Raw genomic sequence first — 21,687 nt, forward strand, 5'->3', positions numbered from 1 at the left:
GGCTAATTTTCAGTGCCAATTCGTTATCATCCCGCCTGTGTCGGCAAACGTTGGCTGTCATACCCCTCTGCGATAGTTTGTTTCATGACAAATTCAGAGCTCCCTGGGGTGGGCTCACAGCAGACCGCGCCCCACGATCCGCAGCAACCGTACTCGGCACCGTCCGTTCACGGGGCGCCCCCTCAATTGCCTACGCAGCAGCCAACCAAGACGAAGAAACCGCGAAACACTGTTGGACTGATCGCACTTATTGCGGCGATCGTCGGATTCATCTTCGCTTGCGTTCCGGGCGCCCTCATCATCGGCTGGATTCTGCTTCCTATTGCGTTCATCCTTTCCATTGTTTCCCTGTTCTTCAAGGACAAGGGCAAGGGCATGGGCATCGCGGCCCTCATCCTTTCGGTCGTCGGCACCATCGTCGGGGTCGTCGTATTTACTTCGGTCGTCGCCACATCGCTCAGTAACGCAATGGGCAGCGGAGAGACGAAGGTCGTCCAGCCTTCCGGTGCGCCCTCCGCGAACGCGGCGCCGGCCGGTAAAGCCGACAGCAAAGTCGGAACCCGCGAGAACCCGAACCCGATTGGTTCGGCCGTGGAGTCCAAGGACTGGCGGATCGTCGTTAACTCCGTCAAGCTTGGCGCCACCAATGCCGTCCTTGCTGCCGATACCTATAACAAGCCGCCGGCCGCAGGATCCGAGTACATCCTCGTGAACTACTCCGCCACCTACATCGGTGACGACGCCAACGGTCAGATGCCCGCGTTCGTCTCCGTCGACTACGTCACGCCCGACGGCAAGACCATTAACGGACTCGACAAACTGATCATGGCACCGCAGGCGATCAACACGACCAGTACTCTCTACAAGGGCGCGACGGCCAAAGGCAACAAGGCCATTGAGGTCCCGTCAGCAACCGCAGCGCAGGGCGTCCTCGCTATTCGGCCGGGAATGCTTGCCGACACAGCATTTGTCGCCGTCAAGTAAGTACAAACCCAACCAACATAACTAGAAAAGGAAAGGCTTCCGGTTTTCCCCGGGGGCCTTTCCTTTCTCACGCGCACTAACTGGCGGGGTCGTACTGGAACGCGCGGACCTCCTGCGCGCAACGGCAGGCGGTCGCGATCTTGGCGGCCCATTCCAGGGCGGCCTCGTACGACGGCAACTCCATCACCGTATAGCCGCCTTCGAGCTGCGCCGTCTGCGGGTAGGTGCCGTCGCGGACGCTCCCATCGGCGTCGACCATCACAGGCGGGATACTCTCATCAATGCCTCCGCCGAAGACCCAGACGCCGGCGTCCTTCGCTTCCTGGACGACGGCGTGTGCCGCCTCAGCGACGGCCGGCAGTTCATCCTCGGGGAACACCATCGCGGCGCTCGGGAACGGGATCAGGTACTTAGTCATCGCGTCAACTCCTTCAGTGCTGCGGGACGCTCGGTCAGTGCCCGCCGGTCCAGGGCCGGCCGGAGGTTAGCTTTTGTTCAGTTCCTGCGCGAGCATCACGAGGATGCCGCTGGGGCCACGGAGGTAGGTCAGCTTGTAAATGTCCTGGTAGTTCGCGACGCCTCGCAGCGGGTGGCAACCGTGCTTGGCGGCGATGGCGAGGGCCTCGTCGATGTCGTCGACCGAAAAAGCCACCCGGTGCATGCCGATCTCGTTGGGAAGGGTGGGTTCCGTCTCGATCGCCGTGGGGTGGATGTACTCAAAGAGCTCCAGCTGCCCGTGGCCGTCGGGCGTCTGGAGCATGGCAATCTTGGCGTGGTTGCCGTCAAGGCCGACGGCGGTGTCGGTCCAGGCGCCGCTGACGGTGTCACGGCCGACGACGGTCAGGCCAAGGTCCGAGAAAAAGGCGATCGCTGCCTCGAGGTCACGCACGGCAATGCCGACGTTCTCCAGTTTGATGGTCATGCGGCTCACGCTACCGAGAGCGGGCCCCAAAGCTCCAGTAGTTGAGCGGCACAACCTTAGGGCAGCGCCGCGGTTGGACTGGTCTGAGGATCCACCACAACTTGGACGTCATCTTCATAGAGGACACGCCCCGGGGTGGGCGTACGGAGTTCCTCCCACGGCACGGCGTACCGGGCCAGCAACTGAAGATAACCGGGAATTCGGGCCAGCAGGTGTGTTGCGCTGGCCTTGAACCATGCCTGGGCATGCGGATTGCGTTCGCGGTCGTAGACAGTGGGATCGGCACGGTTGGGGTCGGGATAGGCGGCGTCGTACCAGGCGTTCGCGTCCTGCCACCAGCGGTAATCTTCGCTGGTTAGCCTGCCTTCCTTCGCCAGCCCGTTGGCTAGACCGAATATCCCGACATGATTCCCGCGTGCGTTCGGTCGGACCGCTTGGTATCTGACAAACTCCGGCGACGTCTCCGCCCCACTCATTGCCGCGCCGGAGCCTTGAAGGCGGCAAAAAATTCCGCCACCACCGGGTTGACCTGCGCCGAAAATTCCTCGAAAAACCCGTGCCGTCCGCCGGGATAGATCCGTAACTCGGCCGCAGGAATCCGCTCCGCCAGCAGCCTGGCATTTTCCACCGGCGTCATCTGGTCATCGTCCCCGTGCAGGACCAGGGTGGGGACGTCCAGGTCAGGTAGGAACTCCCAGGCGTCATGCTGCCGGCTCGCCTTCCGATGGGCGGAAGCCTCAGCCCGGGTCATCGTCGGGTCCCCCAGCAGGAAACTGTCCCGCGGAGCATGCGGCCACGCCGGCGTGTAGAACAGACGGTGCAGGATCGCCAGCCGCTCATCCGGTGACCCTGCGGCCAGGGACGCACTGACGCCACGCGGACGCGGAACGGCGTTCGTCCCGCCCGGTGACGTACACGCCAGCACCAGGGCCGCCACCCGCTGGGGATGATTCACCGCCAGCATCTGCGCAACACGGCCACCCATCGATGTCCCGTAGACCAGCGCCCTTCGAACTCCGACGCCGGCCAGCACGTCCGCTGCGTCGGCCGCGAACCCTGCGATGGTCCAGTGCTCCACCGGGCCGCGGCTCGATCCCGTGCCGCGATAATCCATCGGGATGGTCCGGAACTCACCTTCGAAGGCGTCCCGGATCCCGTCCCACCAGCGGTGGGAATTGGCCTGCCCCTGAAGCAGCAGCAACACCGGGGCGCCGGCCGGACCGCGGGCCTGCACGGCCAGTTCAAAGCCGTCCCGCGCCCGGACGGTGGTGGACTCCGCGATCACTTAACTTCCCTCCCGGTGTAGCTTGGCAACATGCTGAGCATTGGCTCGATCGTGATCCGGGTGGACAACCTCGAACTCCAGTTGGCCTTCTGGCAGGCTGCCCTGGGCTTTTCGCCCCGGCACGAACCTGAGGACGATTTTGTCATCCTACAACCGCCCGGCGGCAGTGGAACGTGCGTCTCCCTGGACCGCGTCCCCGCCCCTGTGCAGGTCCCGCCGCGCCTGCATCTGGACCYCTACACAGACCACCAGGCCGCCGAAGTGGAGCGGCTCCTCGCGCTCGGCGCCACCCGGGTGCACTGGGACAAACTGCCGGCGGACGCGGACTACGTGATCCTGGCCGACCCGGAAGGCAACCGGTTCTGCGTGGTGGACACCGCCGGGCCCGGAAATTCTCCCACCCCGGGTGAAAGAAGTGCGCCGTAGTCCTTGCGCTCCGCCACCGCCCGGGAATACCGTCTCGGCAGGCACTACCAACCACTACAAGAAGGCACATCGTGCTGAAGCAAGTCGCTGAGGGCGTTCTGGTCCATGAGAGCAAGTTCCTGCAGAGCAACTGCGTGATCGTGCAGGGACAGGCGGGTGTGCTGCTGATTGACCCGGGGATAACCCGAAACGAAATGGCCGCCCTAGCCCAAGACCTTCGCGAATTGGGCCAGCCGGTCGTGGCGGGCTTTTCGACCCATCCGCACTGGGACCATGTCCTCTGGCTCGCGGATTTCGGCGACGCGCCCCGCTACGCCACGGCCCGTTGCGCGGCCCCGATCCGGGAACTGCTCTCACAGCCGGACTGGGAAGTCCGCGTCGCCGGGGTGCTCCCGCCGGACTTCGCCGCGGAAATCCCGATGGAACACCTTGGCCTCATCACCGGGCTGCCCGCCGGCACCGCGCACGTCCCCTGGGACGGCCCAACCGTCCGGATCCTGGAGCATCAGGCCCATGCCGCGGGCCACGCGGCGCTGCTGGTCGAGGAGAGCGGCGTGCTGGTCGCCGGCGACATGCTTTCGGACATCCTGATGCCGTTCCTGGACCTGAAAGCCGCGGATCCGGTCGGGGACTATCTCGCGGCACTGCTGCTTTTCGAAGGCGTGGCCGACGACGTCGTCGCGGTCGTCCCGGGGCACGGTTCCGTCGGCGGGGCCGGTCAGCTGCGGGCGCGAGTGCACCAGGACCGCGCCTACCTGGCGGGCCTGCGCGACGGCGCCGAACCCGACGACCCGCGGCTCGGACCGTCCGCTGCGCTGGATTGGCTACCCGGAGTGCATCAACGGCAGGCCCAGCAACTCGCCCAACGGCCGCACAACGGGACGCCAAAATAAGGGCCGTGGCGCACCCCACCCTGGTCTCGGCCGCGGAAGGTGCCATGATGTGGAGATGACTCCCAGCAACGGCGTTTCAGGCTTCCTCCGTCGCCCCCGGCCCATCAAGGCGGGGCCGGGCCAGGAATCGGTGTGGGACTACCCGCGGCCGCCTCGGGCGGAGCCCCGGTCCGAACGGGTGGTGGTCCGGCTCGGCGGACACGTCATAGCCGACACCACCTCTACGGTTCGGGTCCTGGAAACCAGCCACCCCCCGGTCTACTACCTGCCGGTGGACGCCTTCCCACCCGGAGTGCTTGTCCCGGCGGAGGGCACCAGCTTCTGCGAATTCAAGGGCGAAGCGCACTACTTCGACGTCGTCGCCGGCGGCGTCACGGTTAGCCGCGGCGCGTGGACCTATCCGGACCCGGCCCGGGGCTTCGAGGCACTCAGCACACGGGTGGCCCTCTACCCCGGCCGCATGGAGTCCTGCGAGGTCGACGGCGAGAAGGTGGCCGCCCAGGCCGGCGACTTCTACGGCGGCTGGATCACCGCGAACATCGTGGGACCGTTCAAGGGCGCCCCGGGCACTAACGGCTGGTAGGCGCTTCGCTCCGGCATGCCTGCCAACCGGCCCCGGGTATGGCCGGGGCTAGCCGTTCAGCACCACGTTCAGGGGTGGTTCGCCGGCCATCATAAGCTCGATCTGGCGCTGCAGCAGCCGGCCCATCCGCGGGCGCATGGCCGCGGATGCCCCGCCGATGTGCGGGCTGATGATGACGCCGGGCGTGCCCCACAGCGGGTGGTCCTGGGGCAGCGGCTCGGGGTCGGTGACGTCCAGTGCGGCGCGGATCCGGCCGGCAGTGGTGTGCTTGACGAGGGCTTCGGTGTCCGCAACGGGGCCGCGGGCCACGTTGACCAGCAGGGCGCCGTCGGGCATGGCGGCAAGGAACGCGTCGTCGATGAGGTGGCGGGTGGAATCGCGCAGCGGCACCACGACCACCACGATGTCGTGGTTCGGCAGCAGGCTACCGACCTCGTCGATGCCGTGGACGGGGCCGCGGGCGTCGGTCCGGGCGCGGCTGGCCACCCGGGTGACAGTGGTTTCGAACGGCAGGAGCCTGTCCTCGATGGCCTTTCCGACGCCACCGTACCCGACAATCAGCACGCGCTGATCGGCGAGGCTGGCCGTCGGGCGGCTCTCCCAGCGGCCGTCCTGCTGGTTCCGCAGCATCCGCGGAAACTCGCGCTGGCTTGCCAGGATGAGGGCCAGGGTCAGTTCGGCCGTGGACGTTTCGTGGACGCTCGCGGCGTTGGCGAAGACGCGGCCGGCCGGCAAAACGTCGGTCACGCCGTCGTAGCCGATGGACTGGCTCTGCACCAGCACGGTCTCCACGTCCTTCAGCGCGCCGAGCGGCCGAGTCCCGGCCATGTAGGGCGGAACAACAATGTCGATTCTTTGCAGCGGGGGCTCCCCGGTCATGTCCCATTCGAGGATGGTGACGTCCGGATGGGGCTGGAGGTACTCACGCAGGGAGGCGTCCGGCAGGCTGACAGTGATCTTCTTCGGCATAGCTGCCAGCCTAATCGTCTCCAGGCGGACGACGGCGGACGGGGCGGTCCGCCGTCGTCGTATTACGGCACCGACCTGCGGCGCCCGGCCTCGGAACGCGCCGCCGTTGCCGCCTAGCGGCTGAACAACTTGGCGAAGAAGCCGGTCTTCGGCTCGTCCTCGTGGCCCTTGCAGCGGTCCGCCGCCTTCACACCGCGCATGACCTGGTCGACGTGCTGGCCGCAGCCGGCCCAGGTGGTTTTTCCGCACTTCTTGCATGCAACTGCCTGGCACATTGTGGGCTCCTTTTATCGGGGGTTCGTTGCTCAACTATACCCCTGGGGGTATTGGTGGCAAATTCGTGGAACACCCTGTCCGCCGGCGGCGTTGGTTCCTTACAGTGGGTCCCACCGCCGGGACGCATGTACTGACGTCAGACCGTACCGAGAGGACCGCTTCATGGCACACATCAAGGTTGGAACCGAAAACAGCACCGACGTCGAGCTTTACTACGAGGACCACGGCGCCGGCCAGCCCGTGGTGCTGATCCACGGCTATCCGCTGGACGGGTCATCCTGGGAGAAGCAGACCACCGCACTCCTGGCCGCCGGCTACCGCGTGATCACGTACGACCGGCGCGGGTTCGGCCGCTCCAGCAAACCCACCGACGGTTACGACTACGACACCTTTGCCGCCGACCTGAACACCCTGATGACGGACCTGGACCTCAACGACGCCGTGCTGGTCGGATTCTCGATGGGCACCGGCGAAGTGGGCCGCTACCTGGGCACCTACGGCTCGCAGCGGGTGGCGAAGGCCGCGTTCCTGGGCTCACTGGAGCCCTACCTCCTGCAGACCGAGGACAACCCGGACGGCGTTCCGCAGTCCGTGTTCGATGGGCTGCTCGAAGCGGTCACGGCAGACCGCTACGCCTTCTTTACCGACTTCTTCAAGAACTTCTACAACAGCGACACCTTCCTGGGCACGCCCCGGCTCAGCGAGGAAGTCATGCGCGCCGGCTGGAACCTCGCCACCGCCGGCGGCCCGACGGCATCCGTGGCCGCGCAACCCACCTGGCTGACCGACTTCCGCGGGGACATCCCGAAGATCGACGTCCCGGCACTGATTGTGCACGGCACCGCCGACAATATCCTCCCGATCGACGTCACCGGCCGGCGCTTCGCCAAGGCCCTGCCGGACGCCGACTACGTGGAGATCGACGGCGCCCCGCACGGCATGCTCTGGACCCACGCCGCGGAGGTCAACGAGGCCCTGCTCGGGTTCCTGGCGAAGTAGCGAACCGGCGCTCCGGACCCGGTCCGGCCATCCCGCGGCGCTATTCCGAATGCGCCGCGGGGCTGGCGCGCGGGCGCGGTCAGGCGCACGATTAACGTACCGGGAATGCCTGGAGCACCCGGACCTGCACCCGCACTTAGCACGGGTGAGCTAATCGATTCTGGACGGTGGTGCCGCCGCGGCTGCGGCGTCCCTGCGGCGTGATCGTGACCGGCGCACGCCGTCCGACACTGAAGCACCGCATCCTCCAGTAGGAGCACCAAAGGAAATGTCCACCACTACCCCAACAGCAAGAAAATCCCGGCCCCGGTCGGTCAGGTTTGCCCTGGCTTCGGCCCTCACCCTGGGTCTCATCGGAGGACCGGTAGCCCTGGCAGCACCGGCCGATGCCTCGACCGACTTCCGTGGCTGCACCGTGGATCCGCTGACGCCTACCGAGCGCCACCACTGGGTCGATTTCCGCATCGAGGTTGACTGCAAGGACCACAGGAGCGTTCAGATCAGGCAGCTGCGCTTTGAGGAAGAGCATGGCCGCCGGCACGACGACTTCCTGGGCCGGTCCGTCTTCTGGGAGTCCTTCAACCGCCGCGACGACTCGGTGACCATCCACAGCTACGACCGCGTCCATGACCGCCGTGGCAGTGAAAAGGTGTACCAGCTCGTCTCGTTCCGCGTCCGCAGCGGCGACCACTGGTCCAACTGGACCCACTGGGAAATGAGCGAGGTGGCAACAATCGGGCACTGAGGAACCGTCCGACGTCGGGCCACCGGTCCGGCGGCTGCCATCGCGCACCGGCAAGCCGGGGAATCCCCCGGCTTGCCTGCGTGTGCCCGGTTGCCGCGTCCCCGAGCTAGCGGGCCTGCCCCCGGCCCGCCGGACCGGCCTATCCCGCCGCGCCTGCCGCCATCAGTTCCTCCAGGCCCCGCTTGAACCCGGACCGTCCGCCATGGGCCGGGTGCCTGATCTTCGGCACGTCCAGGCCGTTGCGCTGCAGGCTGCGGTGCGCCACGTTCCCCACCGCCACCACCGTCTCGATCCCGAACAGCTCCCGCAGCGCCTGCCAGAACGGGGCGCCGAGCGCCGCCTCGGCCGCCGTGGGGGTGCGGTTGGACAGCGGCCGGCCGGGGACGTGGGTGTGCCAGGGGCAGGCGCTCCAGAGCAGCGGCAGGATGCCCACCTCGGCCAGGACCTCCCACATCACGGTGGCAGTGGGCTCCGCCGCGATCCCGGCAGCGTCCGCCGGCAGCACGTAGCCCCTGCCCGGACCGAACAGGCCCAGCGGATTGACCGGGCCGGCCAGGATGGTGCGGCTGGTAAAGGGAACCCCGGTAATCCTCATGCCCCTGAACCCGGGGGCCTCTCCCAGCAGGAGCACGGTGGGCGCGCGGTCCAGCATTTCCTGCAGGTAGAGGGCCAGGTTCCGCCGGCGCAGCGCGTTCGCGGCAGAGGTGTGGTCGAAGAAGTTGGTACAGCCGGGGCCCGTCTTCACCGMGGCGAGACGGCGGACAAAGTCCTCGATCGAGGGCGCGATCACGCCGTGCCCGGACTCTAAGTCCACCGGATCAGGAAGCCAGCCGGTCATGCCCRCCGCGGGGGCCACCGGCCGCCTCAACAGCCCGCCCTGGACCGTTGACCTCGGCCCACACCGCGTCCAGGGAAAGCCCCAGGACCTCGGCAATCGCGGCGATGGTCGGGAACGCCGGGGTCGCCACCCGGCCGGTCTCGATCTTCCGGAGGGTTTCCGGTGAAACCCCGGCGTCGAGCGCGGTCCGGAGCATGGAACGCTGGCCCCTGGCCCGGCGCAGCAGGGCCCCGAGGCGCTCTCCGCGCTCGACCTCTTCGGATGTGAGTGGCAATCTGACCATGGACCCAATTGTAGTACCGGGATAATATGGCCGGGATAGTTATTGGAGTAAAGACAGTGAGGCGCGCATGATCGAGATCCTGAACCCAACCGAACTGGACCGGGGCAGGGAGTCGGGGGCGCTGGTCGCCACCATCCTGCAGACGCTGAAGAACCGGACCAAAGTCGGCACGAACCTCCTCGAGATTGACCGCTGGGCCCGGGAAATGATCGCCGGCGCCGGCGCCGACTCCTGCTATTTCGACTACGCTCCCTCCTTCGGCCGCGGGCCGTTCGGCCACTACATCTGCACGGCCGTCAACGACGCCGTCCTGCACGGGCTCCCCCACGACTACGCGCTGGCCGACGGGGACCTGCTGACCCTCGACCTCGCCGTCTCCAAAAAAGGCATCGCCGCGGATTCCGCCATCAGCTTCCTGGTAGGCGGCTCACGGCCCGCGGCCAGCGTCGCCATGATCGACGCGACCGAGCGCGCCCTGAAGGCGGGAATCGCCGCGGCCACGCCCGGGGCCCGCATCGGCGACATCGCGCACGCCATCGGCACAGTCCTCACGGAAGCGGGGTACCCGATCAACACCGAGTTCGGCGGCCACGGCATCGGATCGACCATGCACCAGGACCCGCACGTGCCCAACACCGGGCGGCCGGGACGCGGATTCCAGCTGCGCCCGGGGCTGCTGCTGGCGCTCGAGCCGTGGGTCATGGCGGACACGGCCAAACTCGTCACGGACCCCGACGGCTGGACACTCCGCAGCGCCACCGGCTGCCGGACCGCCCACAGCGAGCACACCATCGCCATCACGGACGGCGCCGCCGAAATCCTCACCCTCCCGGCCCCGGGGTTGCTAGCCTGAGGCTGTGAAGTACGAGTCGCTGTGGATCGGGATGCTGGTTGGCGCTGCCATCGGCTTCGCCGTCGGCGTGGCCACCGTCGACAAACCGTTTACCGGGCTGCTGATCGGCCTGGGAATCGGCGCCCTGGTGGGGCTTGCGGCCCGGAAAGATCCCCGAAAACGGTAGGGCTCCCCCGCTCGCCCGGAAGGAACCCGCTATGACCTATGCCGTGAACTGCTCCATCATGCTGGACGAGCTGCCGCTGCTGGAACGGCCCGCAGCGGCGAAAGCCGCCGGGTTCGACGCCGTCGAATTCTGGTGGCCCTTCGAGGCTTCCGTCCCGGGCGACGCCGAAATCACCCGGTTCGAACGCGCGGTCACCGACGCCGGTGTCCAGCTCTCCGGCCTGAACTTCAACGCCGGAAATATGCCGGGAGGCGACCGCGGCCTGGTCTCCTGGATCGGGCGCTCGGCCGAGTTCCGGGACAACATCGACGTCGTTGCCGGGATCGGCGGCCGGCTCGGCTGCACGTCCTTCAACGCCCTCTACGGAAACCGCCTTCGCGGGCACGCCCCGGAGGCCCAGGACGAACTCGCCGTCCAGAACCTCGCGGCCGCGGCCGCCGGCGTCGCCCCGATCGGCGGAACCGTGCTGCTCGAACCCGTCAGCGGCGCCCCCGATTACCCGCTGCTTACCGCCGACGACGCCGTCCGGGTCATCGACCGCGTCCGGCAGGAAACCGGCGCGGCCAACATCAAACTGCTCGCCGACTTCTACCACCTCGCCGTCAACGGCGACGACGTCGATGCCGTCATCGACAGGCATGCCGCGGACTTCGGCCACGTCCAGATCGCCGACGCGCCCGGCCGCGGCGCCCCCGGAACAGGGACCCTGCCGCTGGAACGGTGGATCGCCCGCAGCCGTGAACTCGGCTACCGGGGCAGGATCGGCCTGGAGTACAAGGCCTCCGCCGCGACGGCCTTCGACTGGGCACTACGCCAGCCGACACCCCGCTGACCGCTGACGGAATACGGCATCGGCGCCCGGTGTTGTGCACCACAGACACGTATCCATCAGCCCCGCGAAGGACCTCCCATGAGCCAGAACCTCACTGTCAAGCTTCAGCCCGGAACGCCGGCCCCCGACTTCACGCTGCCGGACGCCGAGGGCAAGCCGGTGGCCCTGGCTGACTACCGCGGCAAGAACGTCATCGTCTACTTCTACCCGCAGGCCGCCACCCCGGGCTGCACCACCGAAGCCTGCGATTTCCGCGACAGCCTGTCCTCCCTCCAGGGCTCCGGCTATGAGGTCCTGGGGATCTCCCCGGATGCCCCCGAGGCCCTGGCGCACTTCACCGGCGACTTCGCCCTGACCTTCCCGCTGCTCGCCGACGAGGACCACGCCGTGGCCCTCGCGTACGGTGCGTGGGGCGAGAAACTGGTCCGCGGCGAGATCACCGAGGGCATCGTCCGCTCCACCGTGGTCCTGGACCCGGAGGGCAAGGTCAAGCTGGCGCAGTACCAGGTCAAGGCCGACGGGCACGTCGCTGCGCTGAAGGAAGAGCTGGGCGTCTAGACCCTCGCGCCCAGCCCTCGCGCCCGAGAGGGTGCAGTGGGTAGGCTCGGTCCCATCAGCCGGCAAAGGACCCTACCGAAGGCGGTCAGCACGTGGCATCTGGAACCAAGCAGGATCCCTGGGAGCTCAAGACGGCCTCGGGAACGTCCGAATACACGATGTACAAGGATGAACAGGCCGATCCCCCGGCCCTCGTCTGCCAGGTGGGCTCCACCACGCTGAAGTACCACCTGCGCGCCATCGAAGACCTGCAGCTGTGGCTGATGGAAAAGGACGACTGGGTCCCGCTGGGCGCCTCGGACGAGAACAAACCGGCCACCGACGGCACCGTCGAGGCGTGGGGACGCGATCCGGAAAACCCCGTCGGCGGGTGGTACGGGCTGCGGAAGGGATACCGCGGCCGCTTCGGGATGTACCTGCCGCCCCTTCTTGAGGCGCTGGGCCTCGCGGAACTCACCCATGAGGCCCGCAACAACTCCGTCCGGGCCATCATCGCCGACGCCTCCGGGCCGGCGGTCCCGGCCTAGCCGTTCCGCCCCAGAAGCCCCCAACGCTCCTGCCAGGGAGCCTGAGTCACCCGCGGGTGCCGGTGACGATGGTCGCCGTCGAGCGCATCCTGACTGCGCCCTGGTGCTCGTACCGGCCCAGCATATGGAACACGTCCGACCGGATCAGCGCCCGGGCCTCCCTGTCCGCCTTGGCCAGGCCTGTCGCGACCGTGGTGGCGATGTCGATCATGAACTCCCAGTAACTCTCCGGGGAGGCATGCACCAGATCGGTGCTGACCGTCCGCTCCGTCACCTGCCCCAGGCCTGCGTCCTGGAACATCCGAGTCATAAACCCCGGCGCGGCGCACCGGAACAGGCCCGGCAACTCCGCCGCCGGGCGGGGCAGTTCCGTGTGCTGGGCGAGGGTGCCCAGAATGAGGCTCGCCCACGGGTTGGCGGCGGCCCGGCCCCACACAGCGGCGCTGATCCGGGCGCCCGGCCTGGCCGTCCGCACCATCTCTCCGAGGGCGGTCCGCATCTCCGGGAAGAACATCAGGCCGAAACGGCACAGGACAGCGTCGAAGCTCCCGTCCTCGAACGGCAGGTCGGCGGCATCGCACACCCGGAAACTGACGTTGGTGACGCCACGGGCCGCTGCCTTCTCCTCTGCGACGTGCAGCATGCCGGCGGAAATGTCGGCCAGGACCACGTCCCCGCCGGGAACCAGGGCCGCGGCGCTGAGCCCGGGCTCGCCGGAACCGGCGGCGACATCCAGCACCCGGAAATCCGGCCTGAGCGCGGCGTCCTCGAGCATGGCCTCGCCGAACGGGCTGTGCCAGTCCAGCAGTTCCGCATCCCATTTTTTCCAGCCGGCCGCGAACTGGTCCCAGATGATGCGCTGCCGGTCACGGAGGCTGTCCGCTGCAACTGACATGGTGTGTCCTCAGAAGTCCGGACCGCACCCTCCCCCACCACATAGTGTGCTCCGCGCCGTGCATTCCCGCTAGGGGTTTTCGGGGCCGACGACGGCGGCGGAAGTCCGTGCTCCGCGGGGCAGTAGGCTTAACGGCATGGCTCCTGAAGACACCCCCGTTGCGCCCGAACGCCGCTCCGTCACCGTCCGCCGCGCTCCGAAGTACGTGCCGTTCCTGATCCTGGGCGGACTGCTGGGCGTGGTTGTGGCCGCCGTCATCGCATACGGCGTGCCCAGCAGCGACGAGGGCTACGACGCCAACTCCGTCTTCGGCTTCTTCCTGACATTCTGCATCGCGGGCGGCGCGATCGTGGGCGCCGTCGTCGCGCTGGTGCTGGACCGCCTGAGCGTCCGCCGCGCCGAGCACGCCGTCGTTGAATCCGTCCCGGATTCCGAGCCGGACACCGACGACGGGAACCCCGCCTGACCCAACAGGCAACCGGCCGGAAGGTCACAATCGGGCGGCCGGAAAAGTCCTAGCGCACAACGTGAGATAATCGACCAGTGGCACGCGGCGATGGAAAACTTTCTCATGATCTTCTCTCTGGCGAAAAAGGCCCGCAGGACGCATGTGGCGTCTTCGGGGTCTGGGCTCCCGGCGAAGAAGTAGCAAAACTCACCTACTACGGGCTGTACGCGCTGCAGCACCGCGGTCAGGAGTCGGCTGGTATTGCCACCAGCGACGGCAAGCGGATCAACGTCTACAAAGACATGGGCCTCGTGTCCCAGGTCTTCGACGAGACCACGCTGAACACCCTGACCGGGCACCTGGCCGTCGGCCACTGTCGCTACTCCACTACAGGCGCGAGCCACTGGGCCAACGCCCAGCCCACCCTCGGCGCGACCGCCACGGGCACSGTCGCCCTGGCGCACAACGGCAACCTCACCAACACCGCCGAGCTCAAGGSCATGATCGWGGASCGCAACGGCGGCCAGCTCASCGGYGAAATGAAGCAGGGCAACACCTCTGACACGGCCCTGGTCACCGCTCTCCTGGAGGGCGAGGAGGGCAAGTCCCTCGAACAGACCGCCCTGGAACTGCTGCCCGTCATCAAGGGCGGCTTCTGCTTCGTCTTTATGGACGAGGGCACCCTGTACGCCGCCCGCGACACCTACGGCATCCGCCCGCTGGTTCTGGGCCGGCTGGAACGCGGCTGGGTGGTCGCCTCCGAACAGTCCGCCCTCGCCACGGTGGGCGCGAGCTTCATCCGTGAGATTGAGCCCGGCGAATTCATCGCCATTGACGAGCACGGCGTCCGCTCGCAGCGCTTCGCCGAGCCGACGCCGGCCGGCTGCGTGTTCGAATACGTCTACCTCGCCCGGCCGGACGCCGCGATCGCCGGCCGTTCCGTCTACGAATCCCGCGTGGAAATGGGCCGCCAGCTGGCCCGGGAGAACACCCAGGAAGCGGACATCGTCATTCCCGTGCCCGAGTCCGGCACCCCGGCCGCCGTGGGCTACGCCGAGGAATCCGGCATCCCCTTCGCGCACGGCTTCGTCAAGAACGCCTACGTGGGCCGGACGTTCATCCAGCCCTCCCAGACCCTGCGCCAGCTCGGCATCCGGCTCAAGCTCAACGCCCTGGAGTCCGTGATCCGCGGCAAGCGTGTGGTGGTGGTGGACGACTCGATCGTCCGCGGCAACACCCAGCGCGCCATTGTCCGGATGCTCCGCGAAGCCGGGGCCGCCGCCGTGCACGTGAAGATCTCCTCCCCGCCGGTGAAGTGGCCCTGCTTCTACGGCATCGACTTCGCCTCCCGCGCCGAGCTGATCGCCAACGGCGCCACCATCGACGAGATCTCCCAGGCCATCGGCGCCGACTCGCTGGCCTACATCTCCGAGGACGGCATGATCGGCGCCACCCGGCAGCCGCGCGAACGCCTGTGCACCGCGTGCTTCACCGGCCAGTACCCGATCGAGCTCCCCGGCGCGGACAAGCTCGGCAAGAACCTGCTGGAACGCACCGACCTCGGCGGCCTGCCCGCTGCCCGTTCCGCGGCGCCCGGCGCCTCGGCTGCCGCTGCGGACGCCGCCATCCCCGCCGACGAGGACCCTGCCGAGAAGGCCGGTGCCACCGGCTGCGATCCGGGACCCGACGCCGAATTCGAACAACTGCTCACCGACGCCGACCGCGTACCCGCCGACAAGCTTGATGCCGACAAGAAAGAGCCAGTATGACTTCCGCCTCCCCGGCCGCTGACACGAACAACGCCCCGAACACCGGCATCACGTACGCCTCCGCCGGCGTCGACGTCGAAGCAGGCGACCGCGCCGTCGAACTGATGAAGGACGCCGTCAAGGCAACCCACAACTCCTCCGTGATCGGCGGCGTCGGCGGGTTCGCCGGCCTCTACGACGTCTCGAAGCTGCTGACCTACAAGCGGCCGCTGCTGGCCACCTCCACCGACGGCGTGGGCACCAAGGTCGCCATCGCCCAGGCCATGGACATCCACGACACCATCGGGTTTGACCTGGTGGGCATGGTGGTGGACGACATCGTGGTGGTGGGCGCCGAGCCGCTGTACATGACCGACTACATCGCCTGCGGCAAGGTGGTCCCGGAGCGGATCGCCGACATTGTCCGCGGCATCGCGGCCGCCTGCTCGGTGGCCGGCACCGCCCTGGTGGGCGGCGAGACCGCCGAACACCCCGGCCTGCTGGGCGAACACGAGTACGACGTCGCCGGTGCCGCCACCGGTGTGGTCGAGGCCGACGCCCTGCTCGGCCCGGAGCGGGTCCGCGCCGGCGATGTGGTGATTGGTATGGCCTCCTCCGGCCTGCACTCCAACGGCTACTCGCTGGTCCGCCGCGTGGTCAACCACGCCGGCTGGGCGCTGGACCGCCACGTCTCCGAGTTCGAGCGCACCCTGGGCGAGGAACTCCTGGAACCCACCCGCGTCTACGCCGCTGACTGCCTGGACCTGGCGCGCGCCTTCCCGGTGGACGGCTCCGCCGCCGGCCGTGCCGTCCACGGCTTCAGCCACGTCACCGGCGGCGGCCTGGCCGCCAACCTGGCCCGCGTCCTGCCGCAGGGCCTGCTGGCCACCGTGGACCGCGGCACGTGGGAGCTTCCCCCCATCTTCAAGCTGGTCTCCGAGCTGGGCAACGTCCCGCTGGCCGACCTCGAGCGCACCCTCAACGTGGGCGTGGGCATGGTCGCGATCGTCTCACCGGAGGCCGMCGACGCCGCCGTGAACCACCTCAATGCCCGCGGCCTGCCCTCCTGGGTCATGGGAACCGTCGGCGAGAACTCGGATTCGGTTGTGAAGACCGGCCCGGATTACGTGCAGGGCGCCAAGGGCGTCGACGGCGGTGCCGTCCGGATGGTCAACGCCTACGCGTAAGCGCCTGCTACACCCGATCGAGGGCTGGTTCAGGCCTCGAGCAGGCTGAACACGCCGCCCTGCGGGTCCCGGAGGGTGGCGATGCTGCCGCCGTCGTCGCTGCCGTCCGGTTCGACCAGGACGTCAGCGCCGGCGGACCGCGCGGCCGCCACGGCGGCGGCGACGTCGGCGACACCGAAGTACACCTGCCAGCCCGGTTCGAGGTTCCGTTCCGCCGTGGGAACCGTGGCAATGCCGGCCACCTCGGCGCCGTCCACCATCAGGGTTGTGTACGTGCCGCCGTCGTCCTGCGGGTATTCGGTGACCTCGTGGCGGAACAGCTGCTGGAAGAAGCCGACGGCGGCCTGCGGCTCGGGGGTCAGCAGCTCCACCCAGGCCAGGGCGCCGGACTCCTCACTGCGTGCGGTCCCGAAGTGGCTGCCTGCCTGCCAGGCGCCGGTGGTCCCCCCGCCGGGAGGCGCGAAGAAGACCATCACGCCGGTGTCCCCGATGCTCTCCGGGCCGAACTCCAGCGCCCCGCCGGCATGCGGCACTTCGGCGGCCAGGTCCGCGGCGTCGTCAACGGCGAAGTAGACGTTCCACTGGCCCGGCGCACCGGCCTCCTGCTGCAGGGGGTTCTGCGGCGCGATCACCGCCACCAGGTCCTGGCCCAGGAACGCCTGSGCGWAGCTGCGKCCGTCRGGGGTGGGCWGGTCCTCGTACCGCCAGCCGARGAYGGCSGCGTARAACTCCTTGGCCGCAGCCACGTCCGCTGTCTGGAGGTCCGTCCAGCAGACCTCCCCTTCGGCAAACCCCGTTCGAATGGCCATGGGCGTCCTTCACACTAGGTTGGATGCAGAAAACCCGCCGGGCACACCCCAAAGAGGATGTGGCCGGCGGGCCTGAAATCGTGTGGTTGGCAATCCGTGCACTGGGCACCCTGCCGGAAGAAGCGTCGACTAACCTATCCGACGCGAGTCAACCTCGTCGTCGTCCTCTTCCACATCGTCCGCGTACTTGTCCACGTAGGCCGAATAATCCGGCTCCGCCGGCTCACTCGAAAAACGACTCGGCGCACGACCTTCGGAGCTCTTGAGCTCACGCTGAAGTGCGGTGTAGTCAGTGTTCGGGGAATAGTACTTAATATCCCGAGCCTGCTTGGTAGCTTTTGCCTTTTGACGGCCGCGCCCCATGGCGTGACCCCCTTTTGTACTCGGACCGGAGGTGGTCACCATTGGCGTTAGTGAGGCCCCGGAATGTTTGGTCAATTTGTCGTACACCTAGATTACATGCTTTCGGCAATCACTGCTTGCCAGTAGGGCGTCTGTGGACAGTGTCAAGGGTCGCATCCGGACCGCCCTGCCGCCGGTTTCGCCCCGGGCTCTCACCCGCCCGGCGCGCGGGGCACCGTACCGTCCGCATGCGGTCCGGCCCGCTTCTTCGATAGAGTCTCATGATGGGCTCACGGAAACGGCGCCCGACGCCGGACCTTCACCCCGGCCCAGACGCACGGAAGAGGTGCATTCCCGAGTGACCGACAAGCCTGAAGGCGACCAGAACGCCAGGCTCGGCGATGCCGGAATGCCTGACGCCCGGCACCCGGACGCGGCCGGCGAAGGGCCCGCCCAGCCCGCCCCGCCGCGCGCGCCTTCCTTCTATATCCCGCCGCGCCCCACGGCTCCGCCGACGTCGGCCGTGCCGGTAGTCCCGAGTACGGATGCCCCGGTTGCCGGCGAGGCAGCACCGGCATCCCGCCGGGCGGCAACGCAAACCCGGACTGCCGATTCGACGCCGGCACCGGCGCAAACCCGGACCCGCCCCGACAGCGGGCGGCCGCCGTCGGACGCGCCCGCTGGTAGGCCGACCGTCAAACCGTCGAACCGCAAGAGCCCTTCGGGCGCCTCGCAGCTCGGCAAACTCTTCGCGGCCCGTGCTGCCCAGCTCAAGACCGGTGACCTCGGGCCCCGTGCCCGGGAGCTGGGCGGCAGGGTGGGCGCCGGAACGCAGCAACTGGGACGCACCGCCCTGGCGGGAGCCCAGCGGCTGGGTCCGGCGAAGGTCGTGGCCGCGCTGGCCGCCGTCGTGGTCCTGGGCCTGCTGATCTGGTGGCTGACGTCGCTGGGCGGCACCACCCAACAGTCCGACGCCGCCGCGCCGGCCTCCGCCTCCGCCGGGGCGTCATCCACCGCAACCCGCGGCCCGCTGCCGCTGGAAGGCGTCAACCCGATGGACTTCCGGCTGGGTGACTGCTTCAAGGACTTCGACGCGAGCGCCCCGACCTCCACCGTGGTGCCCTGCACCACCGGGCACTCCGCGCAGCTGGTGGCCGTGGAGCGTTACKCGGACGGCGACTCCTATCCCGGCCGCGAATCGCTGAAGAAGAAGGCCCTCGACACCTGCAAGGCCGCGCCGCTGACCGACAAGTCCAGCGACTACCAGTTCAGCTACAAGCTCGCGTATCCCAGCTCCTCCAGCTGGGGCACAGGCGACCGGCGGGTGGACTGCTATTTCGTCGCCGACGGCGGGAACCTCATCAAGGAATCCCTGATCCCGCGCCTGTAGGGGCCGCTACGCCGGAACCTGTGGCTGCGGAAGTGCAGGCACACCGGCGCGCCCGCCCCAGCTGACAATGCCCGGCGCCCCAATGTCCGGTAGGGTCCAGTCCGAACCATCGTCCAGAGAGAGAAGTTACCGTGGCAGCTGACTACGACGAAGTGAAACCCGACGTCGCGGAATCCCGCAACGCCTCCCTCGAGGCCCTGAAGGAAGCCAACTCCCCCGACGCGCGGAGCGTGGTCCTCGAACTTGAGGAAACGGACACGGTCGACGGCGTCGAACTCCCGGGTGCCGATCTCTCCAACGAAGAGCTCATCATCCACGTTGTTCCGCAGGCCGAGGACGAGTTCACCTGCTACTCCTGTTTCCTGGTCCGGCACCGCTCACAGATCGCCCGGGAGAAGAACGGCCACGCCTACTGCGTCGACTGCGAGGCCTAAGGCTGATCGGGGCTGCCCCGTCCCGGCCTGACAGATTTAGGGGCTGCCCGCGTTTTTACCGGCGGTCCGTAGCAGGCGTTCCAGCAGGACCAGCCTGACGGCCCAAAAAATCAGTAGTCCGGCGCCGGCGGCCAGCAGCAGCGCGTCCGGCCAGCTGAAGCCCCGCTCCGCGAGCCGAAACCACGCCGGGCCGCCGACCGTGGTCGCAATAAACATGCCCAGCCATGCCGACAGTCGCGTACCGTAACGTTCGGTTGGCGTCTTCCCCATCAGTTCCCCCAGCATCGGCGATATGGCCAGTGCTTCCACCCTAGGGCACGGGCCGGACGGCCGCACCGGCATTGGTCGGGCACCGGTTTTGGTCGGCGGTCGCGCGGGCGCGCGTCCGACACCCCGCGCAGCACGCGTCTATCCCCTAAGCCCGGGAACGCGGACCTGCGGTTAGGCTGGTGCCATGACGTTGGGGGACGCGGCCTCGGAGCCGCTTGTGCACATACAAGACTTCCGGATGGACTTCGGGGACAAGACCGTCATCAAGGATCTGTCCTTCGATGTCCGCGCCGGGGAAACGTTCGGGTTCCTCGGCAGCAACGGCTCCGGCAAAACCACCACGCTCCGGGCCCTGCTGGGCATCTACCAGCCCACCGCCGGGACCCTGCACATCGGCGGCAAGGTCTTCGCCCCGCGCGACGGCGCCCGCCTGGGCTACCTGCCCGAGGAGCGCGGCCTCTACAAGAAGGAAGCCGTCCTGGACGTAATGGTCTACTTCGGCCGGCTCAAGGGCCTCACCAAGGCCCACGCCAAGGCCTGGTCCCGGGACTACCTGGAGCGCGTGGACCTGGGCGACAAGGCGGCCACCCGGTTGGACAAACTTTCCGGCGGCCAGCAGCAGAAGGTGCAGCTGGGCGTGACCATCATGAACGATCCCGAGCTGCTGATCCTGGACGAACCCACCAAGGGCTTCGACCCGGTCAACCGGCGCCTGCTGATGGACATCATCGAGGAACAAAAACTCGCCGGCGCCACCGTCATCATGGTCACCCACCAGATGGAAGAGGTGGAGCGCCTCTGCGACCGGGTCATCCTGCTCAAGGACGGCACCGCCCGCGCCTACGGCACGGTCGCCGAGGTCCAGGAACAGTTCGGCGGGACCCTGTACCGGCTGTCCTACTCCGGCGCACTGCCCTCCTCCCCGCTGTATGACATCGTCACCGACGACGGCGGCAGCGCCGAGCTCTCGCCCCGACCCGGCGGCGACGAGGCGACCGTCCTGCGCCACCTGATCGACGTCGGCGTCGCCGTACGATCCTTCACCACCGCGCGCACCTCCCTCGAGGAAGTCTTCATCAAGGTCTACGGCGAACACCACGAACTGGCAGGGGTCTGAATCCGATGACGCAGCACAGCCCGGCACCCCAGCACACCCCGGCCCCGGAAGCCTCCGGCCCATCCGCCGCCCAGGACACCCCGGTGGCCGTTCCGAAGCGCCCCTTCGCCCGGCACAACCTCGGCACGGTGGTGGAGTTCGAATTCACCCGCACCCTGAAGAAGCGCGGCTTCTGGATTGCCACCCTGGCCATCCCGGTGGTGATCGCGATCGTGTTCGCCCTGGTCTACCTGAGCAACTCCTCGTCCTCGGCCAGCGCCGATGCCCAGAAGACCGCTTCCATGTCCTTCACCTACACCGACGACTCCGGACTGATCGTCCCGGAGATCGCCAAGGCCATGGGCGGGAAGAAAACTTCGGATCCCGGCCAGGCGCTGCAGGACGTGAAAAAGGGCCTAAGCGACGCCTACTTCGTGTATCCCGCCGAGCCGGCCAAGCAGGCCGTGAAGGCCTTCGGCTCGGACAGGGGGATCTTCGAGAACAACAAGTACGACGCCGTTGCCAAGCAGCTCCTGACCGCTTCGGCGCAGGCCAAAGTCGGCTCGCCGCAGCTCACCGCCGCGGCCAGCGGGGACGTCAAGACCGAGACGAAGACCTACAAGGACGGCCAGCTCACGGGCGGTTTCGGCTCCGCGGTGCCGCCGCTGCTGTTCCTGGTCATCTTCTACGTGTCGATCATCCTGCTTTCGAACCAGATGCTCAGCAGCACCCTGGAAGAGAAGGAAAACCGGGTCACGGAGATGATCCTGACCACCCTGAACCCCACCACCCTGATCCTCGGGAAGGTCGCCGCCCTGTTTATGGTCGGCCTCGTCCAGATCCTGGTCTTCCTCACCCCGATCGTCGTCGGGTTCGTCTTCTTCCGGGACAAACTCGCCATTCCCGACTTTGACCTGTCCACCATCAGT

30 protein-coding genes are annotated in these 21,687 nt (G+C 67.8%); 18 read left to right on the forward strand and 12 right to left on the reverse strand.

Features of this window, described 5'->3' with window-relative positions:
* Window positions 1-84 precede the first annotated feature (84 nt).
* The gene (locus tag AC1DHD_RS04535) at window positions 85-984 is read left to right on the forward strand and encodes a hypothetical protein (RefSeq protein ID WP_476878555.1); all 900 of its coding nucleotides are present in this window, start codon (window positions 85-87) and stop codon (window positions 982-984) included.
* Between the two features lie 76 nt (window positions 985-1,060).
* Here AC1DHD_RS04535 and AC1DHD_RS04540 read toward each other — a convergent pair whose 3' ends face one another.
* The 4 genes from AC1DHD_RS04540 to AC1DHD_RS04555 form a co-directional block, all read right to left on the reverse strand.
* Window positions 1,061-1,402, reverse strand: coding sequence for a YciI family protein (locus tag AC1DHD_RS04540; RefSeq protein WP_476878556.1), 342 nt, complete (start codon window positions 1,400-1,402; stop codon window positions 1,061-1,063).
* A 66-nt stretch (window positions 1,403-1,468) separates the two neighbouring features.
* On the reverse strand, window positions 1,469-1,906 hold the full coding sequence (locus tag AC1DHD_RS04545) for a VOC family protein (RefSeq protein WP_476878557.1): 438 nt from the start codon (window positions 1,904-1,906) through the stop codon (window positions 1,469-1,471).
* A gap of 56 nt (window positions 1,907-1,962) precedes the next feature.
* A complete protein-coding gene (locus AC1DHD_RS04550; RefSeq protein WP_476878558.1) occupies window positions 1,963-2,382 on the reverse strand; it encodes a hypothetical protein in 420 nt (139 codons plus the stop codon).
* Window positions 2,379-3,191: an alpha/beta fold hydrolase gene (locus AC1DHD_RS04555; RefSeq protein WP_476878559.1), complete on the reverse strand. Its 813-nt coding sequence runs from the start codon at window positions 3,189-3,191 to the stop codon at window positions 2,379-2,381. The genes AC1DHD_RS04550 and AC1DHD_RS04555 overlap by 4 nt, the downstream gene beginning before the upstream one ends.
* 30 nt (window positions 3,192-3,221) lie before the next feature.
* Here AC1DHD_RS04555 and AC1DHD_RS04560 point away from each other — a divergent pair, with 30 nt between their 5' ends.
* From AC1DHD_RS04560 to AC1DHD_RS04570, 3 genes are all read left to right on the forward strand, one after another.
* Window positions 3,222-3,617, forward strand: a complete 396-nt coding sequence (locus tag AC1DHD_RS04560) for a VOC family protein (RefSeq protein ID WP_476878560.1) — start codon at window positions 3,222-3,224, stop codon at window positions 3,615-3,617.
* A gap of 71 nt (window positions 3,618-3,688) precedes the next feature.
* Entirely contained in the window at window positions 3,689-4,510 is an 822-nt protein-coding gene (locus tag AC1DHD_RS04565) for an MBL fold metallo-hydrolase (RefSeq protein ID WP_476878561.1), read from the forward strand.
* A gap of 55 nt (window positions 4,511-4,565) precedes the next feature.
* Window positions 4,566-5,093, forward strand: a complete 528-nt coding sequence (locus AC1DHD_RS04570; RefSeq protein ID WP_476878562.1) for a DUF427 domain-containing protein — start codon at window positions 4,566-4,568, stop codon at window positions 5,091-5,093.
* 48 nt (window positions 5,094-5,141) lie between these two features.
* On the opposite strand, the gene AC1DHD_RS04575 is transcribed toward AC1DHD_RS04570, so the two are convergent.
* Entirely contained in the window at window positions 5,142-6,062 is a 921-nt protein-coding gene (locus AC1DHD_RS04575; RefSeq protein ID WP_476878563.1) for a 2-hydroxyacid dehydrogenase, read from the reverse strand.
* A gap of 113 nt (window positions 6,063-6,175) precedes the next feature.
* On the reverse strand, window positions 6,176-6,337 hold the full coding sequence (locus AC1DHD_RS04580) for a hypothetical protein (RefSeq protein WP_476878564.1): 162 nt from the start codon (window positions 6,335-6,337) through the stop codon (window positions 6,176-6,178).
* A gap of 163 nt (window positions 6,338-6,500) precedes the next feature.
* Between AC1DHD_RS04580 and AC1DHD_RS04585 the strand changes: the two genes are divergently transcribed.
* Both AC1DHD_RS04585 and AC1DHD_RS04590 read left to right on the forward strand, forming a co-directional pair.
* The gene (locus tag AC1DHD_RS04585; RefSeq protein WP_476878565.1) at window positions 6,501-7,337 is read left to right on the forward strand and encodes an alpha/beta fold hydrolase; all 837 of its coding nucleotides are present in this window, start codon (window positions 6,501-6,503) and stop codon (window positions 7,335-7,337) included.
* 268 nt (window positions 7,338-7,605) lie between these two features.
* Window positions 7,606-8,082, forward strand: a complete 477-nt coding sequence (locus AC1DHD_RS04590) for a hypothetical protein (RefSeq protein ID WP_476878566.1) — start codon at window positions 7,606-7,608, stop codon at window positions 8,080-8,082.
* Window positions 8,083-8,221: 139 nt separating this feature from the next.
* Here the strand turns inward: AC1DHD_RS04590 and AC1DHD_RS04595 are convergent, their stop codons facing one another.
* Together AC1DHD_RS04595 and AC1DHD_RS04600 are read right to left on the reverse strand one after the other, a co-directional pair.
* Window positions 8,222-8,896 (reverse strand): uracil-DNA glycosylase, encoded by a 675-nt coding sequence (locus tag AC1DHD_RS04595; protein WP_476878567.1) that lies wholly within the window; start codon window positions 8,894-8,896, stop codon window positions 8,222-8,224.
* A gap of 4 nt (window positions 8,897-8,900) precedes the next feature.
* The gene (locus AC1DHD_RS04600; protein ID WP_476878568.1) at window positions 8,901-9,203 is read right to left on the reverse strand and encodes a helix-turn-helix transcriptional regulator; all 303 of its coding nucleotides are present in this window, start codon (window positions 9,201-9,203) and stop codon (window positions 8,901-8,903) included.
* A gap of 67 nt (window positions 9,204-9,270) precedes the next feature.
* Between AC1DHD_RS04600 and map the strand changes: the two genes are divergently transcribed.
* The 5 genes from map to AC1DHD_RS04625 all read left to right on the forward strand — a co-directional run bounded on the left by map (window position 9,271) and on the right by AC1DHD_RS04625 (window position 12,139).
* Complete coding sequence (gene map / locus AC1DHD_RS04605) at window positions 9,271-10,056, forward strand: type I methionyl aminopeptidase (protein WP_476878569.1); 786 nt, start codon at window positions 9,271-9,273, stop codon at window positions 10,054-10,056.
* 4 nt (window positions 10,057-10,060) lie between these two features.
* Window positions 10,061-10,222, forward strand: a complete 162-nt coding sequence (locus AC1DHD_RS04610) for a hypothetical protein (RefSeq protein WP_476878570.1) — start codon at window positions 10,061-10,063, stop codon at window positions 10,220-10,222.
* 31 nt (window positions 10,223-10,253) lie between these two features.
* Window positions 10,254-11,054, forward strand: coding sequence for a hydroxypyruvate isomerase family protein (locus AC1DHD_RS04615; RefSeq protein ID WP_476878571.1), 801 nt, complete (start codon window positions 10,254-10,256; stop codon window positions 11,052-11,054).
* A 78-nt stretch (window positions 11,055-11,132) separates the two neighbouring features.
* Window positions 11,133-11,612, forward strand: a complete 480-nt coding sequence (bcp, locus tag AC1DHD_RS04620; protein WP_476878572.1) for a thioredoxin-dependent thiol peroxidase — start codon at window positions 11,133-11,135, stop codon at window positions 11,610-11,612.
* Between the two features lie 92 nt (window positions 11,613-11,704).
* Window positions 11,705-12,139, forward strand: coding sequence for a DUF6855 family protein (locus AC1DHD_RS04625; RefSeq protein ID WP_476878573.1), 435 nt, complete (start codon window positions 11,705-11,707; stop codon window positions 12,137-12,139).
* Window positions 12,140-12,185: 46 nt separating this feature from the next.
* On the opposite strand, the gene AC1DHD_RS04630 is transcribed toward AC1DHD_RS04625, so the two are convergent.
* Window positions 12,186-13,034, reverse strand: coding sequence for a class I SAM-dependent methyltransferase (locus AC1DHD_RS04630; protein ID WP_476878574.1), 849 nt, complete (start codon window positions 13,032-13,034; stop codon window positions 12,186-12,188).
* Between the two features lie 136 nt (window positions 13,035-13,170).
* On the opposite strand from AC1DHD_RS04630, the gene AC1DHD_RS04635 reads away from it, so the two are divergent.
* The 3 genes from AC1DHD_RS04635 (at window position 13,171) to purM (ending at window position 16,417) form a co-directional block, all read left to right on the forward strand.
* A complete protein-coding gene (locus AC1DHD_RS04635; protein WP_476878575.1) occupies window positions 13,171-13,500 on the forward strand; it encodes a hypothetical protein in 330 nt (109 codons plus the stop codon).
* Window positions 13,501-13,577: 77 nt separating this feature from the next.
* Complete coding sequence (purF, locus tag AC1DHD_RS04640) at window positions 13,578-15,251, forward strand: amidophosphoribosyltransferase (RefSeq protein WP_476878576.1); 1,674 nt, start codon at window positions 13,578-13,580, stop codon at window positions 15,249-15,251.
* On the forward strand, window positions 15,248-16,417 hold the full coding sequence (gene purM / locus AC1DHD_RS04645) for a phosphoribosylformylglycinamidine cyclo-ligase (RefSeq protein WP_476878577.1): 1,170 nt from the start codon (window positions 15,248-15,250) through the stop codon (window positions 16,415-16,417). Before purF ends, purM begins: the two co-directional genes overlap by 4 nt.
* Window positions 16,418-16,446: 29 nt before the next feature.
* Here purM and AC1DHD_RS04650 read toward each other — a convergent pair whose 3' ends face one another.
* Both AC1DHD_RS04650 and AC1DHD_RS04655 read right to left on the reverse strand, forming a co-directional pair.
* A complete protein-coding gene (locus AC1DHD_RS04650; RefSeq protein WP_476878578.1) occupies window positions 16,447-17,226 on the reverse strand; it encodes a VOC family protein in 780 nt (259 codons plus the stop codon).
* A 129-nt stretch (window positions 17,227-17,355) separates the two neighbouring features.
* Complete coding sequence (locus tag AC1DHD_RS04655) at window positions 17,356-17,589, reverse strand: DUF3073 domain-containing protein (protein ID WP_476878584.1); 234 nt, start codon at window positions 17,587-17,589, stop codon at window positions 17,356-17,358.
* A gap of 337 nt (window positions 17,590-17,926) precedes the next feature.
* On the opposite strand from AC1DHD_RS04655, the gene AC1DHD_RS04660 reads away from it, so the two are divergent.
* Both AC1DHD_RS04660 and AC1DHD_RS04665 read left to right on the forward strand, forming a co-directional pair.
* Complete coding sequence (locus AC1DHD_RS04660; RefSeq protein ID WP_476878579.1) at window positions 17,927-18,958, forward strand: hypothetical protein; 1,032 nt, start codon at window positions 17,927-17,929, stop codon at window positions 18,956-18,958.
* Window positions 18,959-19,089: 131 nt separating this feature from the next.
* A complete protein-coding gene (locus AC1DHD_RS04665; protein WP_476878580.1) occupies window positions 19,090-19,392 on the forward strand; it encodes a DUF4193 domain-containing protein in 303 nt (100 codons plus the stop codon).
* Between the two features lie 36 nt (window positions 19,393-19,428).
* Here AC1DHD_RS04665 and AC1DHD_RS04670 read toward each other — a convergent pair whose 3' ends face one another.
* Entirely contained in the window at window positions 19,429-19,701 is a 273-nt protein-coding gene (locus AC1DHD_RS04670; protein WP_476878581.1) for a hypothetical protein, read from the reverse strand.
* A gap of 145 nt (window positions 19,702-19,846) precedes the next feature.
* On the opposite strand from AC1DHD_RS04670, the gene AC1DHD_RS04675 reads away from it, so the two are divergent.
* On the forward strand, window positions 19,847-20,779 hold the full coding sequence (locus AC1DHD_RS04675; RefSeq protein ID WP_476878582.1) for an ABC transporter ATP-binding protein: 933 nt from the start codon (window positions 19,847-19,849) through the stop codon (window positions 20,777-20,779).
* Between the two features lie 5 nt (window positions 20,780-20,784).
* On the forward strand, window positions 20,785-21,687 hold a 903-nt coding region (locus AC1DHD_RS04680; RefSeq protein ID WP_476878583.1), incomplete at its 3' end, for an ABC transporter permease.

Source organism: Arthrobacter sp. 05L45_2, assembly GCF_056397525.1.

Coding starts and splice junctions, on each gene's coding strand:
- AC1DHD_RS04635 (WP_476878575.1), top strand. CDS start 13,171: ATGGCTCCTGAAGACACCCCCGTTGCGCCCGAACGCCGCTCCGTCACC.
- AC1DHD_RS04550 (WP_476878558.1), bottom strand. CDS start 2,382: ATGAGTGGGGCGGAGACGTCGCCGGAGTTTGTCAGATACCAAGCGGTC.
- map (WP_476878569.1), top strand. CDS start 9,271: ATGATCGAGATCCTGAACCCAACCGAACTGGACCGGGGCAGGGAGTCG.
- AC1DHD_RS04655 (WP_476878584.1), bottom strand. CDS start 17,589: ATGGGGCGCGGCCGTCAAAAGGCAAAAGCTACCAAGCAGGCTCGGGAT.
- bcp (WP_476878572.1), top strand. CDS start 11,133: ATGAGCCAGAACCTCACTGTCAAGCTTCAGCCCGGAACGCCGGCCCCC.
- AC1DHD_RS04580 (WP_476878564.1), bottom strand. CDS start 6,337: ATGTGCCAGGCAGTTGCATGCAAGAAGTGCGGAAAAACCACCTGGGCC.
- AC1DHD_RS04570 (WP_476878562.1), top strand. CDS start 4,566: ATGACTCCCAGCAACGGCGTTTCAGGCTTCCTCCGTCGCCCCCGGCCC.
- AC1DHD_RS04615 (WP_476878571.1), top strand. CDS start 10,254: ATGACCTATGCCGTGAACTGCTCCATCATGCTGGACGAGCTGCCGCTG.
- AC1DHD_RS04590 (WP_476878566.1), top strand. CDS start 7,606: ATGTCCACCACTACCCCAACAGCAAGAAAATCCCGGCCCCGGTCGGTC.
- AC1DHD_RS04675 (WP_476878582.1), top strand. CDS start 19,847: ATGACGTTGGGGGACGCGGCCTCGGAGCCGCTTGTGCACATACAAGAC.
- AC1DHD_RS04540 (WP_476878556.1), bottom strand. CDS start 1,402: ATGACTAAGTACCTGATCCCGTTCCCGAGCGCCGCGATGGTGTTCCCC.
- AC1DHD_RS04535 (WP_476878555.1), top strand. CDS start 85: ATGACAAATTCAGAGCTCCCTGGGGTGGGCTCACAGCAGACCGCGCCC.
- AC1DHD_RS04545 (WP_476878557.1), bottom strand. CDS start 1,906: ATGACCATCAAACTGGAGAACGTCGGCATTGCCGTGCGTGACCTCGAG.
- AC1DHD_RS04630 (WP_476878574.1), bottom strand. CDS start 13,034: ATGTCAGTTGCAGCGGACAGCCTCCGTGACCGGCAGCGCATCATCTGG.
- AC1DHD_RS04575 (WP_476878563.1), bottom strand. CDS start 6,062: ATGCCGAAGAAGATCACTGTCAGCCTGCCGGACGCCTCCCTGCGTGAG.
- AC1DHD_RS04585 (WP_476878565.1), top strand. CDS start 6,501: ATGGCACACATCAAGGTTGGAACCGAAAACAGCACCGACGTCGAGCTT.